At 48.7% G+C, this 17,264-nt stretch carries 15 protein-coding genes and 1 pseudogene; 7 read left to right on the top strand and 9 right to left on the bottom strand.

Annotated features, from left to right (window positions below):
- Nucleotides 1-52: 52 nt before the first annotated feature.
- Complete coding sequence (gene glgB, locus ABF86_RS03855; protein ID WP_242500148.1) at nt 53-2,098, bottom strand: 1,4-alpha-glucan branching protein GlgB; 2,046 nt, start codon at nt 2,096-2,098, stop codon at nt 53-55.
- On the opposite strand from glgB, the gene ABF86_RS13170 reads away from it, so the two are divergent.
- From ABF86_RS13170 to ABF86_RS03835, 5 genes are all read left to right on the top strand, one after another.
- Complete coding sequence (locus ABF86_RS13170; RefSeq protein ID WP_242500149.1) at nt 2,092-2,310, top strand: hypothetical protein; 219 nt, start codon at nt 2,092-2,094, stop codon at nt 2,308-2,310. The two genes, glgB and ABF86_RS13170, sit on opposite strands and share 7 nt — an antisense overlap.
- Before the next feature lie 86 nt (nt 2,311-2,396).
- Nucleotides 2,397-3,674 (top strand): glucose-1-phosphate adenylyltransferase, encoded by a 1,278-nt coding sequence (gene glgC, locus ABF86_RS03850; protein WP_011634362.1) that lies wholly within the window; start codon nt 2,397-2,399, stop codon nt 3,672-3,674.
- A 65-nt stretch (nt 3,675-3,739) separates the two neighbouring features.
- Nucleotides 3,740-5,458 (top strand): glycoside hydrolase family 57 protein, encoded by a 1,719-nt coding sequence (locus tag ABF86_RS03845; protein WP_011634363.1) that lies wholly within the window; start codon nt 3,740-3,742, stop codon nt 5,456-5,458.
- Nucleotides 5,459-5,524: 66 nt separating this feature from the next.
- A complete protein-coding gene (locus ABF86_RS03840) occupies nt 5,525-7,549 on the top strand; it encodes an alpha-amylase/4-alpha-glucanotransferase domain-containing protein (protein ID WP_011634364.1) in 2,025 nt (674 codons plus the stop codon).
- Between the two features lie 31 nt (nt 7,550-7,580).
- Nucleotides 7,581-10,271 carry a glucosidase gene (locus ABF86_RS03835; protein WP_074684554.1) on the top strand — a complete coding sequence of 897 codons (2,691 nt, stop codon included), beginning with the start codon at nt 7,581-7,583 and terminating at the stop codon, nt 10,269-10,271.
- Nucleotides 10,272-10,495: 224 nt separating this feature from the next.
- On the opposite strand, the gene ABF86_RS03830 is transcribed toward ABF86_RS03835, so the two are convergent.
- The 6 genes and pseudogenes from ABF86_RS03830 to ABF86_RS12735 form a co-directional block, all read right to left on the bottom strand.
- The gene (locus ABF86_RS03830) at nt 10,496-11,233 is read right to left on the bottom strand and encodes a uracil-DNA glycosylase (RefSeq protein ID WP_011634366.1); all 738 of its coding nucleotides are present in this window, start codon (nt 11,231-11,233) and stop codon (nt 10,496-10,498) included.
- A gap of 58 nt (nt 11,234-11,291) precedes the next feature.
- A complete protein-coding gene (gene rimI / locus ABF86_RS03825) occupies nt 11,292-11,780 on the bottom strand; it encodes a ribosomal protein S18-alanine N-acetyltransferase (protein WP_074455648.1) in 489 nt (162 codons plus the stop codon).
- A 2-nt stretch (nt 11,781-11,782) separates the two neighbouring features.
- Nucleotides 11,783-12,454, bottom strand: a complete 672-nt coding sequence (tsaB, locus tag ABF86_RS03820) for a tRNA (adenosine(37)-N6)-threonylcarbamoyltransferase complex dimerization subunit type 1 TsaB (protein WP_011634368.1) — start codon at nt 12,452-12,454, stop codon at nt 11,783-11,785.
- A gap of 14 nt (nt 12,455-12,468) precedes the next feature.
- Nucleotides 12,469-13,002 carry an RNA 2',3'-cyclic phosphodiesterase gene (gene thpR / locus ABF86_RS03815; protein ID WP_011634369.1) on the bottom strand — a complete coding sequence of 178 codons (534 nt, stop codon included), beginning with the start codon at nt 13,000-13,002 and terminating at the stop codon, nt 12,469-12,471.
- Nucleotides 13,002-13,505 carry a 2-C-methyl-D-erythritol 2,4-cyclodiphosphate synthase gene (gene ispF, locus ABF86_RS03810; RefSeq protein ID WP_011634370.1) on the bottom strand — a complete coding sequence of 168 codons (504 nt, stop codon included), beginning with the start codon at nt 13,503-13,505 and terminating at the stop codon, nt 13,002-13,004. The genes thpR and ispF overlap by 1 nt, the downstream gene beginning before the upstream one ends.
- Nucleotides 13,506-13,693: 188 nt before the next feature.
- Nucleotides 13,694-13,921: pseudogene (locus tag ABF86_RS12735) on the bottom strand (IS5/IS1182 family transposase); the annotation flags it as partial.
- Between ABF86_RS12735 and ABF86_RS03800 the strand changes: the two are divergent.
- Complete coding sequence (locus ABF86_RS03800) at nt 13,838-14,083, top strand: hypothetical protein (RefSeq protein ID WP_143000371.1); 246 nt, start codon at nt 13,838-13,840, stop codon at nt 14,081-14,083. The pseudogene ABF86_RS12735 and the gene ABF86_RS03800 overlap by 84 nt on opposite strands.
- A gap of 184 nt (nt 14,084-14,267) precedes the next feature.
- On the opposite strand, the gene efp is transcribed toward ABF86_RS03800, so the two are convergent.
- Nucleotides 14,268-14,825 carry an elongation factor P gene (efp, locus tag ABF86_RS03795; protein ID WP_011634371.1) on the bottom strand — a complete coding sequence of 186 codons (558 nt, stop codon included), beginning with the start codon at nt 14,823-14,825 and terminating at the stop codon, nt 14,268-14,270.
- 74 nt (nt 14,826-14,899) lie between these two features.
- The gene (gene earP, locus ABF86_RS03790; protein WP_074684555.1) at nt 14,900-16,054 is read right to left on the bottom strand and encodes an elongation factor P maturation arginine rhamnosyltransferase EarP; all 1,155 of its coding nucleotides are present in this window, start codon (nt 16,052-16,054) and stop codon (nt 14,900-14,902) included.
- A gap of 132 nt (nt 16,055-16,186) precedes the next feature.
- On the opposite strand from earP, the gene ABF86_RS03785 reads away from it, so the two are divergent.
- Complete coding sequence (locus ABF86_RS03785) at nt 16,187-17,188, top strand: 2-hydroxyacid dehydrogenase (RefSeq protein ID WP_074684556.1); 1,002 nt, start codon at nt 16,187-16,189, stop codon at nt 17,186-17,188.
- The last annotated feature ends 76 nt before the right edge of the window (nt 17,189-17,264 follow it).

The following is a 17,264-nucleotide window of genomic DNA, read 5'->3' as shown; positions in this document are numbered from 1 at the left end:
AAGACAAACCTTAATCTGAATAAATTCCTGCTTTTACAAGCACAATCTGCTGTCAAATCAGAATGATACCCGCCAGCGGCGGTAAGGTAATGATGATGGAATCAACTTGACCTGACCACTGCTGCCCGGTCGGAACAATATCCCCAGGGTTACCGATATTGCTGCCACCATAGTAAGTTGAATCGCTGTTGAATACTTCTTGGTATGTTCGGGATTCCGGTACGCCTACTCGGTAGCCGGTACGTGGCACTGGTGTGAAATTCAGGATCACCAGCATGAATGATCCATCTCTGGCACGGCGCTGGTAACTGATAACTGACTGTTCCGAATCATGACAATCAATCCAGGAAAATCCTTCAGTAAAAAAATCCAGCTCATGCAACGCTGGTGTATCCAGGTAGAGGTGATTCAGATTCCGCAATAACATTTGTATACCACGATGCGGATCACGCTCCAGCAGATACCAGTCAAGTTCATGATTAACCCGCCATTCACGTCCTTGAGCAAATTCATTGCCCATAAAGTTGATTTTTTTGCCTGGGCAGGTCATCTGGTAGGTAAACAGCAAACGCAGGTTGGCAAACATTTGCCAGACATCTCCCGACATCTTGTCCAGCAGGGATTTTTTGCCATGTACCACTTCATCATGCGAAAGCGGCAAAATGAAGTTTTCGGTATAGGCGTAAAGCTGATTGAACGTTAGTTCATTGTGATGGTAATGCCGGTGAATTGGATCCAGTTGCATGTAATTCAGCGTATCGTTCATCCATCCCATGTTCCATTTCATGGAAAAACCCAGCCCGCCCAGATAGGTCGGACGAGATACTGCTGGCCAGGAGGTGGATTCCTCGGCAAAAGTAAGCGCACCGGAAAATTCACCATGCACCATCGTGTTCAATTCACGCAAGAAATCAATTGCATCAAGATTTTCACGCCCACCAAAACGATTGGGCAGCCATTCTCCTTCTTTGCGCGAATAATCCAGATAGAGCATCGAGGCCACCGCATCCACACGCAGCCCGTCAATATGGAAAACAGACAACCAGTAATGGGCGCTGGAAAGCAGAAAGGATTTCACCTCACTGCGCCCGTAATTGAAAATATACGTCCCCCAATCCTGGTGATAACCCAGGCGCGGATCTTCATGTTCATAGAGCGCTGTACCGTCAAACCGTGCCAATGAAAAACTGTCTTGTGGAAAATGTGCCGGCACCCAGTCGAGAATCACACCAATTCCAGCCTGATGACATTTATCCACAAAATACATGAATGCTTCTGGATTACCATAGCGGCTGGTTGCTGCAAAATAACCTGTTACCTGATATCCCCAGGATTCATCCAGCGGGTGCTCGGAAATTGGCAACAGCTCAACATGGGAATAACCCATCTCTTGTAGATAAGGAATCAGGTGATCGGCTAATTCCTGATATGAATAGAAGCTGCCATCCGGATGGCGTTTCCACGAACCTACATGCAGCTCATAAATATTGACTGGCGCATGTAGCCAGTCCCATCCTGCGCGTTGCACCATCCAGTCGTTATCCTGCCATTCATACCGGCTTTCAACTGGCGTCAATGCGGCATTATTGGGACGCAATTCATACCTGGTTGCATAAGGATCGGTCTTGAGCAGGATTTCTCCAGTTGAATGATTTCTGATCTCATATTTATATAACGTACCTCCGGGCAGATCCGGAATAAACAATTCCCATACCCCGCTGTGATCACGCGCCATCATAGGGCACACCCTGCCATCCCAGTGATTGAAATCCCCAACGACACTTACCCGTTCGGCATTGGGTGCCCATACGGCAAAACGTGTGCCCGTAACGCCTTGATTTTTGACCTGATGGGTACCCAGCATGTGGTATGCCTGGAGCAGGCGCCCTTCATTGAACAGATACAGATCATGTCCTGAAATCTGTACTGGAAAAGCATAAGGATCATAGCGCTCCTCAATTACCCCGGTTTCTGCATGTTCCAGACGCAGTAAATAAGGACGCGTAACAGCCTCCCCCTTCCACTCGAAAATACCTGCATCGTGCGTGCACTCCATCACCTGGAAACCGGATGAAGTCTGCAGCCATACCCGTGACATATACGGTTGAAACACTCGAACCAGCTCACCGCCCGGAACAGAATGTATCCCCAGATAAGAGCCGGGGGCATGCAGCCTTGCGGCCAATAACAATGATTGCGCAGAATCACCTGCTAAATCTCGGGATGGGGATGGGAAAGGCAAAGATTTCATCGGTATGGGCTCGCTATTACCTGCAGTGTCGGCTGGTAATGGTTATTCGGATCAAGTAAGATAAACATGGAAACACAGGGTATGCGGTTTTTTTAAACACTGCAAATCAGTGAGGTAACCATGAACGTTCAAACAGGCTGTCCAGATGAATAACAACCCGCGCTTTGTCAGCACACTTACTCGCAACACACTGGCGCTGATCCTGGCAGGCGGACGCGGGACGCGCCTTAAGAACCTGACAGACTGGCGCGCTAAACCGGCGGTTCCCTTCGGTGGCAAATTCCGCATTATCGATTTCACGCTGTCCAATTGCGTCAACTCGGGTGTACGTCGTATCGGCGTCGTCACACAATATAAGGCGCAAAGTTTGATCCGCCATATTCAACGTGGCTGGAGTTTTTTGGATGGCCGGTTCCATGAATTTATCGAGCTGTTACCTGCACAGCAACGTACCGAAGAGGGAACTTGGTACCAAGGTACCGCTGATGCTGTTTTTCAGAATCTCGACATTATCCGCACGCATAACCCCAGCTATGTACTGGTCCTAGGTGGTGATCACATCTACAAAATGGATTATGGGCAAATACTGGCTGAACACGTCGAAAAACAGGCCGATTTGACAATCGCCTGCCTGGAAGTTCCGATCGAAGATGCCAGCGCATTCGGCGTTATGGCGGTTGATAACGACTCGCGTATCACCAACTTTACCGAGAAACCCGCTCACCCCGCCCCGATCCCAGGCAAACCCGGGCACGCTCTCATCAGTATGGGTATTTATGTTTTTAACGCGAAATTTCTGTATGAACAACTGATTCTGGATCACGACATGAATCAATCATCACACGATTTCGGTAAAGACGTGATACCCCGCCTGGTAGCGAGCAATATTCAGGTTTATGCACATCGCTTTCAGAATAGCTGCGTCAACATGGATTCAGGTGTACCTTACTGGCGTGATGTCGGTACAGTAGATGCATACTGGGAGGCAAATATTGATCTCACCACTATCACGCCGGATTTGAATCTGTACGATGAAGACTGGCCAATATGGACATATCAGGAACAACTGCCTCCTGCCAAATTTGTGTTTGATGACAATGATCGCCGTGGCCAGGCACTGGATTCAATGGTATCAGGCGGATGTATTATCAGCGGGGCAACAGTACGCCGTTCTCTGTTGTTTTCTAATGTTCAAGTACGCTGCTTCAGTACCATTGAAGACTCGGTCATTCTGCCTGACGTCAGTATCGGCCGATATGTTCATCTCAGACAAGTGGTGGTGGAAAAGGAATGCCAGATCCCGGAAGGCCTTGAAATTGGTTTTGATCCTGTTGCAGATAAAAAACATTTTTATGTCACGGACAATGGGATTACTTTGATTACACCGGAAATGTTGAGACAGCAAATTCACTATACTCGCTGAAATTTCCAATCCAGCTTTCCGGCCGATTGATCTCTATCAACTTTCTTTACACGATTTGATATGCCATGACCAGCCATTCTTCTAAACTCGATCTTGTGTTGCTCTGGCACATGCACCAGCCAGACTACCGGGATTATAAAACCGGTGAATTCATGTTGCCGTGGGTATATTTGCATACTATCAAGGACTATACCGATATGGCGCACCACCTTGAAAATCACCCGGGTATCCGGCTGGTGGTGAACTTTGTTCCTGTCCTGCTGGATCAGCTGGAAGATTACGCTGATCAATTTGCTGGCGGCACGATTCGTGATCCATTACTGCGCTTGCTCTCCGCGCCAGATCTTGATCATATTTCTCCCAATGAGCGCTTGCTGATTCTGAACAGCTGCTTCCTGAATAATCACGAAACCATGCTCAAACCTTATCCGGCTTATCAGCATCTACGTGATCTGTATGATCATCTGCAAAAGACGAATGACAAGGAACTGATGTATGTCTCCGGCCAATACCTGGCCGACCTGCTGGTGTGGTACCACCTCGCCTGGATGGGCGAAAGCGTGCGCCGGGAAAATGAATGCATTGTACACCTCATGTCTCAGGAAAAACTGTTCAGCCATGGTGATCGTATCCTGCTGTTTAACCTTATTGGCGAACTCATCCAAGGTATTATTCCGCGTTATCGTAAACTGGCAGAATCCGGCCAGATCGAGCTTTCCACCACACCGCACTATCACCCGCTAGCTCCCTTGCTGATTGATTTCACTTCTGCCCGGGACAGCCTTCCTGAAACGCAACTGCCAGCCAATCCGGTCTACCCTGGTGGGCGCAACCGGGTAGCGTTTCATCTGCAATCAGCTATTGACAGCCACCGGCAGCGTTTTGGCAGCGAACCTTCCGGTGTATGGCCAGCCGAGGGCGCAGTATCAGAACCGCTACTGGATATCCTGGCCGGACACGGTCGTCAGTGGTGTGCCAGCGGTGAAGGCGTGTTGGCCAACAGCCTGCACAAATCTTATCCTGACCAGCCCTTGCCTGCCCGCAGCGAATATCTTTATCGCCCTTATCGGTTTGAATCCGGTAATAACAGTATTCTGTGTTTCTACCGGGATGATCAGCTATCCGATCTGATCGGATTTGAATATTCAAGATGGTTTGGGCGTGATGCTGCAGAAAATCTTGTCCAGCGGCTTGAACATATCCGTAGTGAAACAAACGGCAATCCCGCTCCAGTCGTCAGTATTATTCTTGATGGAGAAAATGCCTGGGAAACTTATCCCTACAACGGCTACTATTTTCTGGATGATTTGTATGAAATACTTGAAAAAAATGCTGATATCCGTACGACAACCTTCCATGAATACATCGCCGGGTTATCCGAAAACAACATTGAAATTACCCGATTGCCGTCGCTGACGGCCGGCAGTTGGGTATATGGCAGTTTCTCCACCTGGATTGGAGATCATGACAAAAATCTGGCATGGGATTTATTGTGTGCCGCCAAACAAAGTTACGATCTTGTCATGCAAGGATCACGCTTGACGGATGAAGAAAAATTGGCTGCCGGACAGCAGCTCGCTTCCTGTGAGAGTTCCGACTGGTTCTGGTGGTTTGGTGATTACAACTCGCCACACTCAGTAGAAAGCTTTGATCTGGCTTTCCGCAAAAATCTTGCCAACCTTTACCGCCTGCTGAACATACCCGTTCCGGTGACCATTCTCGAACCCATCAGTTATGGCAGTGCATCCACAGGCAAAGGTGGCGCGATGCGGCATGCCTCTTAGAGGGCTCACAAAAAATGTAATACTGGCAAATATGAAACAACCGATAAATATTTAAGGATATCCCAGATGACCTCATCCGTATCATTGCTGTTTGGTGTCCACGCCCACCAACCGATTGGCAATTTCCCCGAGGTCGTTATTGATGCGCATGAACGCTGTTACAAGCCCTTCCTGCAAACTTTATACCGCTATCCGGAATTTCGTTTTGCCATCCACTTTTCCGGCTGGTTGCTGGATTTTCTATTTGAGCACTACCCGAAAGATATGGCGTTATTACGTGAGATGGTCACACGCGGGCAGATCGAAATATTTGGTGCAGGCGATACCGAGCCGGTACTGGCGGCCATTCCCGAGCGGGATCGCATCGGCCAGCTCAAGACCTTTTCGGCTAAACTCAAGAAAAAGCTGGGGCAGTCGCCACAAGGCGCCTGGCTAACTGAGCGTGTATGGGAATCCACTATCGTGCCTGCTTTGGTTAATTGCGGTATCCATTATGTAATAGTGGACGATTACCACTTCATTTGTACCGGAAAAAATAAAATAGAACTTGATGGTTACTTCAGTACTGAAGAAGATCATCACAAGCTTGATCTTTTTCCCATCTCCGAAGCATTGCGTTACCGGCTCCCCTTTTCTCCTGCGCTGGAAGCCATTGCCTATATTGAATCCCTGATTGATCAGTCCACAACCGAGCATCAACCTGCAGCAGTCTATTTTGACGACATTGAGAAATTCGGCATCTGGCCAGAAACTTATCAGTGGGTTTACGAACACGGCTGGCTGGAGAAATTTATCCAGGGTGTACTGGCTTCTCCTCATATCCAGCTGCAGCACTACCGGGATTATCATGCCAGCGAAAAAACCCGTGGCATCGTTTACCTCCCCACCACCTCCTACATCGAGATGAATGAATGGACGCTGCCCGCTGAACCTGCTCATATTTATGATGATCTGGTGCAGCAAGCCAAATCCACAGGTCAGTACGAACAAACCAGATCTTTCCTGCGCGGAGGAATGTGGAAAAACTTTTTTTCACGCTACCCTGAATCCAACTGGATGCACAAGCGCATGCTCGGCCTGTCCGCACGTTACGCCAGCCTGCCGGCCAGGCAGCGGACCTCTGCCATGCAACGATGCCTGTACGCTTCCCAGGCCAATGATGCCTACTGGCATGGTCTATTTGGCGGTCTGTATCTGCCGCATTTGCGGCGCACCGTCTACAACAATCTGATTGAACTGGAAGCGCAACTCGATCAGTGTGAATCGCGCAATATCTACTATCATGAGGATACTGATCTGGATGGCACGGAGGAAATCTATCTGCAAAACGGGACTGTGCAGGCAGTTTTGAAACTCAACAGCAGCGCCAGCATCTGCGAACTGGACAGCTATCCACTGAAACACAACTTTGCCGATACCCTCGCCCGCCAGACTGAGCATTACTACCGAAAGATCCAACCGGGTCTACAGGGAGCTTCATCTCATCAGCAATCAGGAATAGCTTCAGCACATGATCGAGTCAATTTCAAACATGCTATTAGCCAGGCAGATATGGAACCGGATCTGTATGCACAACACCTGTTTATTGATCGTTTAAACGGTGAGCTGCTGGATTATCAACTGCACCCCTCAGATAAGGCAGATGAAGTTATTTTTCAGGCGATAACAGATTTCGGGTCAATCAGTAAATGCTTTCGGATTATCAGCAACCAGCTACTTGTCATCTATGTATGCAGCGGGGAAGCCAGTGGATACATGCAGACAGAAATCAATCTGGCCATGCCCAGTTGCGACGGACCGGGCGGACGTTACATCCGGAATCACACTGTGCTGTCCGGCTTCGGACAACCCATCGAACTGGATAATCTGACAGCCATTACACTGGAAGACGACACGCTGGGCGGCAGTCTGTCACTTGATATTTCACCTGTAACAAAATTTTATGCCTGCCCGCACTTCACCGTTTCTCAATCGGAAGGCGGATTTGAAAAAATCATGCAGGCAGTCAAACTAATACTTACCTGGAAGATAACGGATGACCAGCAGCAACATATTACCCTTCGTTTTGATGAAATGAACACTACTGTTTGATCCGGCCCAGATAAAGAATAATGGAGCTACCATGATAGAAGAATCCGGTCGTCTCAAACTATGTGATGAAGAGCAGATTCCCTGGAAAAAATGGGGTCCGTATCTAAGTGAGCGGCAATGGGGCACGGTGCGCGAGGATTACAGCGATAACGGCGATGCCTGGAATTACTTTCCGCATTACCAGTCTGGCGCTCGCGCTTACCGCTGGGGAGAAGATGGCCTGGCCGGTATTAGCGATGACCGGCAGTTGCTTTGTTTTGCATTGGCGCTGTGGAACGGACGCGATCCGGTACTAAAAGAACGCCTGTTTGGTCTGACCAATCCACAAGGCAACCATGGCGAAGACGTCAAGGAATATTATTTCTACCTGGACGCCACGCCCACTCACAGTTATCTGAGATATCTCTACAAATATCCGCAAACAGCCTATCCTTATGAAGATCTGGTCACCACTAACGGGCGACGCTCCCGGCAGGAATCGGAATATGAACTGCTGGACACCGGTATCTTTGATGAGAACCGGTATTTTGATATTTTTGTGGAATACGCTCAAACTGTGCCGGAAGATATCCTGATCCGCATCAGCGTTATCAATCGTGGCCCTGAAACAGCAGACTTACGACTACTGCCGACACTCTGGTTCCGCAATACCTGGTCATGGGAACCCGGTTCAGCTAAACCGCAGCTATCCCAGGAGGGTAATCAGAACGAATGCCGGATCATTCGCGCCAAGCATAACGAACTGGGAGATTACCAACTGTATTGTGCAGATAAACCAACCCTGCTCTTTTGCGAAAACGAAACCAACGCCTGGCGGCTGTTTCGCAACAACAATAAAGGCCTCTACACCAAGGATGGAATTAACGACTATATCATTCATGACAGAACAGACGCCATTAACCCTGCCAACAGCGGTACCAAAGCAGCGGCAGACTATGCTCTGAGTATCCCTTCCGGAGAAACTCACATAATCAGGTTGCGGCTGTGCAAGGCTGATTCTGTCAAGGCAGATATATTTTTTACCGGTTTCGACGAACTCATCGACCAGAGAAAGCAGGAAGCCGATCATTTCTATGAATCACTGTCCGGTGACCGGTTGAATAAGGAACAGCAACGTGTCCTGCGGCAGGCATTGGCTGGCATGATATGGACCAAGCAATATTATGAGTTTGATGTAGCACGCTGGCTGAATGAGCACCCCCGGCACAGCACACGCAATGCTGACTGGCAACACATGCAATGCCGGGACATCATTTCCATGCCGGATAAATGGGAATATCCGTGGTTTGCCGCATGGGATTCAGCCTTTCATGTTCTACCCCTGGCCATGATAGATCCCACCTTTGCCAAACAGCAGCTCAACCTATTTCTGGAAAACCGCTACCAGCACCCAAATGGACAGATTCCAGCTTATGAATGGAACTTCAATGCTGTCAACCCGCCCGTTCACGCCTGGTCCGTCTATGTGGTTTATCAAATCTGCCAGGATTACCATAGCCAGAACGATCTGACATTCCTGAAATCCGCCTTTGCCAGCCTGGAACACAATTTCTCCTGGTGGGAATCCCACCGCGAGCCGGATAAAAACGTGTATGAAGGCGGGTTTCTAGGGTTGGATAATATCGGGGTATTTGATCGCAGTGCCGCACTGCCAACCGGCGGCCATCTGGAGCAATCGGATGCCACCGCCTGGATGACATTGTTCTCGCAAAGTATGTTGCAGATCGCATTGGAGCTCAGCCTGCACGATCCGGATTACGAGCAAAGAGTGCTCTCCTACCTGAATAAATTCATGGCCACTGCCGCTGCCATGCAGGATATCAGCGATGAACACCGCGACATGTGGGATGAAGAGGATGGCTTTTTCTATAATGTCCTGCGTTTTCCGGACGGCCACTCCACTCGCATCAAGGTACGTTCACTGGTCGGGCTGCTACCGTTATGTGCCGTGATTGTAGTAGAGGAATCCACGCTAAACAAGCTACCGCAGGTTGCAAAATATTTTGAAAACCTGGTCAAACGCAGGAGTCATCTAACCGCCCATATCTTTTGTCCAATTAAACCTGGCGTGGAAAATCGCCGTCTGCTGGCAATTATGGATGAAAAGAAATTGCGGCAAATATTGACAAAAATGCTCGATGAACAGGAGTTCCTGAGCCCTCACGGTATTCGATCATTATCGAAATATCACCAGGAACATCCCTACGAATTTTACTGGAACGGGCAGACTTTCTCTGCAAATTACCAGCCAGGTGAATCCGATTCAGCCGTGTTCGGAGGGAATTCCAACTGGCGCGGTCCTGTCTGGGCACCGATCAACATCCTGATTATTCACGCATTGCTGGCGCTGTATGCCTACTATGGAGAAAATTTCCGGATTGAATGCCCCACCGGATCTGGTAGGCAGTGCAACCTGTTCCAGGTTGCAAGAATGATTGCCGTAAGGCTACTCCATATCTTTCTGCCGGATGAATATGGCCGACGGCCGGTGTTTGGCGGCACTGAAAAATTCCAGACCGATCCCCACTGGCGGGATTGCCTGCTGTTTTATGAATACTTCCACGGCGAAGATGGCTCCGGGCTGGGTGCCAGCCACCAAACCGGCTGGACAGGCGTAATGGCCGCCCTGCTGAGTATCTTCGGCTCTCTGGAAGAAGAGGAACTAGCAGAACTGGGCATGCAGGAAATACCGGCGATCCTTGCAGGAAATAACAATGTATAAACCCATCCCCTGACAAACCTCTGGCTACCACTATCCGGGGTAAAAATACGAGAGACAGCCACCACACCTAAAAGAAATCAACCAATTTGCATCAAACATCTTGTCTGCCAGACAGCAACCTTCATAATTCACACTACTCATTCAATATTCATGAGTGGATTAAGCTCAGATAATCTATTAAAGATTGGATCCAATGCAAATCAATCTTACCCTGATGAATGACATTACTTATCACGCAAAGCCTGCATGGTTCTGCGGGCAAAGCACAAGTCTTCCCATGCCTTGGCCTTGTCCGTCAGCGAACGCAACAGATAGGCCGGATGGTAGGTCGCAATCAGGGGAATGCCTGCAAATTCATGCAATCTACCACGCAGGCTGGCAATGCTGTCGCCTGTCGCCAGCAGATTCTGGGCAGCCACCTTACCCAAGGTTATGATCAACCTAGGCTGAATCAATGCAATCTGGCGCAGTAGATAGGGACGGCACTGCTGTGCTTCCATTTCCAGCGGGTTGCGATTATCCGGTGGGCGGCATTTAACGATATTGGCAATGTAAACACCCTGTTCGCGCCCGAGATCAATCGCCTGCAGCATACTGTCGAGCAGCTTCCCGGCCTGGCCGACAAACGGTTCACCCAGCAGGTCTTCCCGGGCCCCCGGGCCTTCTCCAATAAACAGCCAGTCTGCCTGTTCATCACCCACACCAAATACCGTTTGCTTACGCGTCTGGCAAAGTGGACAAGCGGTACAGCTGCTAACCATCTGCCGCAGCTGCTCCCAGTTTGCACGCGCAATTAAAGCCGATCGGTCATCAACTATAGAAGATTCCACAGCGGTTTCTGTGTGCGCAGCCGGATTCTCTTTTGAATCAGACGATTGAACAGATGGCTGTCCGAGAATAGCATTCGACCTGACACGCCACACGGGTAATAAGCCTAATTCTTTGAGACGATTGGGATCCATGGTTGAATCTTTCCTGATCAGACAGGATGAGAAATCAGGGTATCCGGGGTTCTTGGCATCATAGCTCCCGCCTCATGATCAGCGCATCCTCGCGTCCGCACATCGCCGGATAGTAATCCTTGCGCACGGCAATTTGCTGGAATCCCAGTCGCCGATACAAATTTGCCGCACCGGTATTGGACTCACGCACATCCAGTAATATAAATTCTGCTCTATGTTTTCTGGAAAGTTCAATCAGATAACGCAACATCGCTCCACCCAGACCCTGATTTTGCCAGGCGTAACCCACACCCAGTGTCAGCACATGCGCTTCACCTGGCCCGATCATGAGAATACTGTAACCCATCACCAAATCAGTATCCGGCTCGGCACCCTGCTGTTGCACCATCACCTGGCAATGATGACCCGCCTTGATTGAATCACTAAAATTGCCGATTGACCATGGAAAAAGAAAAATTTCGTGCTCAATACAAATAACCTGTTCGAGGTCACTCAAACGCATTTCACGAATTTTGATCTGAAAAGGGCGTGCCCTGATCTGTGCCATCGTTACCGTTCGCTTTCCTTCAGTGCCACCTTGTTGCGGATATACACTGGCAGCGCCTCTTCTGCTGCCCTACCCTCACCATTAGCAAATTTAATCGCTGCCAGTTGCACAATTTCACGCGCATGCGGATAACAATCGGGAATAATCTGCTGCAAATTTTCGCTGTAAACGTTTGACAAAACAGATTGATACAGATCAAAACCACTACCACATCCCGTCCATCCGTCTCCGATTACCCCTGGAGCTGTTTCCGGCCGACATAGTAGCGGAGCATGAACAGGAAACCAGCCGATTTCTCTTTTTTCATAAGCTGCAAAATAAAGTTCACCCATACGCGCATCCAGCGCCGCCAGCACCTGAGACGCATCTACCTGTTGTGCCAGGGCTTCCAGTGTACTCACCCCAACCACCGGAATATCCCGTGCAAAAGCCAATCCCTGGGCAATGCCGCAGGCAATGCGCAACCCGGTAAAGGAACCCGGGCCAGCTCCGAAAGCGATGCCCTCAATCTGACTCAAGGCAACACCGGCTTCAGTCAGCATGGTTTGCAGCATTGGCAATAACAATTCGGAATGGCGCTGGCCCGCCAACTCTTCCCTGCTAATAATGTTTCCATTCAGCCACAGAGCCAGGGAACAGTATTCGGTAGAAGTATCAAACGCAATGATGTTCATCGGAATCCTGTGGTTCACAGTGCCCAGTCTGCAAGAGATTGATAGACTGATTCGTATGGTGTCTGCCGGGATTGTGCCAACGACCATTGAGTCACTGGCCAATCAATCGCTTGGATTGAATCAGGCAAGCTGCAGTGCCTTACATTTCTTACCAGCGTGACGTGTGGTGTAAATGGATATGTGTCGTCATACCGGATTCTCAAGGCAGAAAGCAAGTGCTGCAGATCCTGCACAAGAGTAGTTAATTCTGCTGGACATTGGCTTGTTCCGGCCACCACGACTCCGGCTTTTTTCCAGAAGCAAACCTTATCCAGAGTCAAATTGAATGGAGATTGCCGGATAGCCGGGGCTGCCTGACACAATCGTGGAATATTACCTTGATCGATTTCGCCCATGAATGCCAATGTCAGATGTAGATTTTTCGGTTGAATGCAACGACCTGAACAATCATCCGCCAGCTGCCGCGCCAGTTTGGCCAATTGATCTCTTGCGATATCCTGTGGCCACAATGCAAGGAACAGCCTGACAGGATGAGCAGCGCCGGACATTATGGCTGTGCTTCGCCTTCGTCACTGTTAGCGATCAGGCAGACCACTTCCGCTACGATACCTTCACCACGCCCGACAGCACCGAGTTTCTCGGCAGTTTTTGCCTTGATATTAATATTTCCAGCAGGCATGGCGAGATCCTGTGCAATGTTGGCTATCATTCCGGAAATATGGGGGGCCATTTTAGGTGCTTGGGCAATGATCGTCGCATCGATATTCACAACACGATAACCCGTTTCAGCCAGCAACCGGTGAACTTTACACACCAGCTTGCGACTATCAATATCTTTATAACGTGCATCGGTATCGGAAAAATGCTTGCCAATATCCCCCAAGGCGGCAGCACCCAGCAGCGCATCACACAAGGCATGCAGCAGCACATCCGCATCCGAGTGGCCCAGCAGGCCCTTCTCATACGGAATAGTCACGCCACCAATGACAAGCTCACGCCCGGCAGCTAACTGGTGAATATCAAACCCTTGTCCGATTCTGATTTTTTTCATGATAACTGGGTAATATGTTCTGAAGTGAGCAAGCTACTCAAGTTCTGAGGAAACAGCAGAAATCATCTGATTGCCCCACCTGCACACTCCTGTACGGATAGAATCTGCGATTATCGCATGGCCAAGCAAGCCCTGGTAACACCGGCATCACCCAGGACAAGCGTTTCTTCGCTACACAGCAGGTTGGCACCAAAGTGCCATGAGTTGCCTTTCTTGCTTGAGTGCATTTCAGGCTTGCGTTTACCCTCAGTATTCCTGGTAGAAGGTGGTGCGGCAATCAGGCTGGCATCGACGATCATACCTTGTTTGAGAAACAGATTTTAGGCTGCTAGTTGGCGATTGACAGTGGCAAAACCTTGTTGAGCCAGGTTATGTTGGTCCAGCAGGTGACGAAAACGCAGTATAGCGCTTTCGTCAAGCATGCGATTCAGTTCAAAATGGCAGATCTGGCGCAATCTCATCAAGGGTATCTTCCATGCCCGGATCAGAGCAGCTGTAGGCAATATGCACGCGCAACATATTTTTCAGTGGTAGTGGTTGCTCGCCATGGCATCCATTTGTCGGGTAGTACGGTTTGATCAGGACAATAAACTCTGATCAAGGAGGCAAACGCTCAATCTGAGTAAAAAAATCACTCTTTATGAAAGGATTCGTGCAGAGATTCCTTAAATCCAAATTGATTGTTGTTTTCTTGATTTTTAGCTGCTCTGAACAGAACAGGATTATTCGGAGCAGCTTGAAAAACATTTGATTATTCTGGGTTTATTTGACACGGCTGCGATATTCGCGTGTGCGAGTATCAATTTCGATCTTGTCACCGATTTCACAAAACAACGGTACCGGCAACTCGAAGCCAGTAACAATTTTGGCTGATTTCATTACCTTGCCTGATGTATCGCCTTTGACTGCAGGTTCAGTGTAAATAATTTCGCGCACGACAGAATTCGGCATTTCAACTGAAATAGGTTTGTCATTATAAAACACAACTTCGCACGGCATGCCATCTTCCAGAAAACTGAGTACATCACTCATGGTTTCTTCTTCAACTTCATACTGATTGAATTCGGCATCCATAAATACATACATGGGGCTGGCATAATACGAGTAGCTCACCTCTTTTTTCTCCAGCACGACTATATCGAATTTATCATCTGCCTTATACACTGCCTCGCCAGGTGATTCTGTCAGCAGATTCTTGTATTTCATTTTTACAACCGAGGAATTACGCCCGGATTTGGTGAATTCGGTCTTCAGCACAACCATAGGGTCTCTGCCGAGCATAAACACATTACCTACACGAAGTTCTTGAGCTGTTTTCATCTATTCTAATCAATATAAGTCAAGGAAAAAAAAGGATATTATACTTTGACTTCCCCAGTGTAATGAAGAAATAACTACTGGTTTCTGCAAAAATTCACCAGATTGGAAGCCAAATCAGGAGCCTGAGCAAGCTGTTCAGCCCATGCTATGGCATGTTGTTTCAACGCCTTGTGGTATCGCCAGTAATTATCCCAGTCCAGCTGTTTATTGTTATTCCAGCCTCGATGCAGTGCTCGCAGCACATCAGCTGCTTCTTGGACCAATCCCTGGCAATAAAGATTCAGAAAGGCCTCAAGTTTGGGAAGATGCGCATCTTCCTGCTGTGGATAAATTTGCCAGATTACTGGCCGCGCTGCCCACTGCGCACGCACGAAGGAATCTTCGCCCCGCACAAAATTACAATCGCACACCCACAATAAACGGTCATAATTTTCTTGTGGCACAAAGGGAAGCACCTGCAACACCAAATTACCGCGCTGCACGCTATCCTCTGCCACCAGGCGTGATTGTCCTGCCCATGCAGCTGCTTGTCGCGAGGCCACACCTTCCGGCAACAAACATCGCACGGGTGAAGTTGAAATGGCCCATGCTTCCAACAAATGATCAACTGGCGCATGGTCATAGCAAAACAGGGAAACGATAGTTTCGTCAGAAGCAGGAACAGGAATACTCAGTTCGTGCCACAGTTTTGCCGGATCAGATTGCAGGGAATCGCGTTGTGCGAACAACCCCGCCTCCTGTATCACTCCCCCAGTTGCCGCAGTAAAACCAGGAAAAAAGAAATATTTGGTTAATGGCAGGCGTGGATGCGGTGAAGCTAGCCTATGGTAACCTTCCACCCATGATTCAGTAGATAAATACTCCAGATTGATCCACATGCACCCTTCCTTCTCTTTCATATCCACAGAATCTGCCGTCTGGGATGAAGCCACAGCCATTGCCATTACATAATTGGCTGGTAATTCACAGCCGAACGCCTCAATCACCACATCTGCCGGCACAAGATTTGGAAACGGCTCAATCCAATGTAGAATTTGTATGTTCCGAATATACTGAGCTGTCAGATTGCTATCAATTTCCGGACAAATTCGCTGTAATGACCCTAAATCATCCACCAGCAAACGCACCGTCATGCCAAATTCCGTAGCCAGCTGACGTGCCAGGCGCCAGCAAACACCAACATCGCCATAATTATCAACGACATGACAGAAAATATCCCAGCGTATCATTTTTTTCTTTAATCAGATAAGCCGCAGCATTACCCTGTTTGACATTCCGGGCATTTCCCGATACGTTATTTTCATCGAAAGAATCACCCCTTGCCCTCCATTTATCTTGCTGTTCCTGCCGGAAATATGCCAATGAAAATCACCTTTTTCAGCACTCAACCGTATGACCGTGAATCATTCCTCAAACATCAAGCCGATTCGCGCCTTGAGCTTATTTTTCTGGAAGAAAAACTGACTGAGCACACTGTATCCCTTGCCAGAGGAAGTGAGGTAGTTTGTGTTTTCGTCAACGATACACTTAATGAAAATATTATCCGCCAGCTGTCTCAATTGAATATTCAGCTCATCGCCCTACGCTGCGCCGGCTTTAATAACGTGGATCTCAAAGCAGCTCAGGCGTGTAATATCAAAGTAGTACGGGTACCAGCCTACTCCCCTCACGCCGTGGCAGAACATACGCTGGCGATGATCATGACACTCAACCGCAAAACGCATAAGGCATATAACCGTGTCCGCGAACAGAATTTTTCGCTGAACGGCTTGCTTGGTTTCGATCTCTACAAGAAAACAGTGGGCGTCATTGGTACCGGCCATATCGGGGAAGTATTCTGCCGCATCCTGCATGGCCTGGGCTGCAACATTTTGGCCTGTGATCCGATAAAAAAACCAACTGTGGAAGCAATGGGCATTCCGTATGTCCCCATGAGCGAGCTCTTCCCCCAATGCGATATTCTTTCGCTGCACTGCCCACTCAATGAAGAAACACGCTACCTCATCAACAACGAAACGATTGCACAAATGAAAGCGGGCATCATGCTGATCAACACCAGCCGTGGCGGATTAATCGACACCAAGGCCGTAATCACCGGGTTAAAAACAGGAAAAATCAGTTATCTGGGTATTGATGTCTACGAACAGGAAGCCGATCTGTTTTTCCAAAACCTCTCTGAACAGATCCTCCATGATGACACTATTGCCCGGCTCATGACCTTTCCCAATGTCCTGATTACTGCGCACCAGGGGTTTTTTACCCAGGAAGCACTCAGTCAGATTGCCCTTACAACACTGGATAACGTAAGGCAGTTTATAGATGGAGAGGTGCTGATTAATGCAGTCAGTAAGGACAATGGATAATCTTCCAATATCCACCTATGAGTTGTATGGGAGCCAATATGTTGCAAGGCTCCGAATGCCGCCGGCCTGCAACTTG

It is taken from the genome of Nitrosomonas sp. GH22, assembly GCF_009833115.1.
In the GTDB taxonomy this organism is placed as follows: domain Bacteria; phylum Pseudomonadota; class Gammaproteobacteria; order Burkholderiales; family Nitrosomonadaceae; genus Nitrosomonas; species Nitrosomonas eutropha.
The sequence above is the reverse complement of the archived record's forward strand: the minus strand, read 5'-3'. Positions and strand labels throughout refer to the sequence as shown.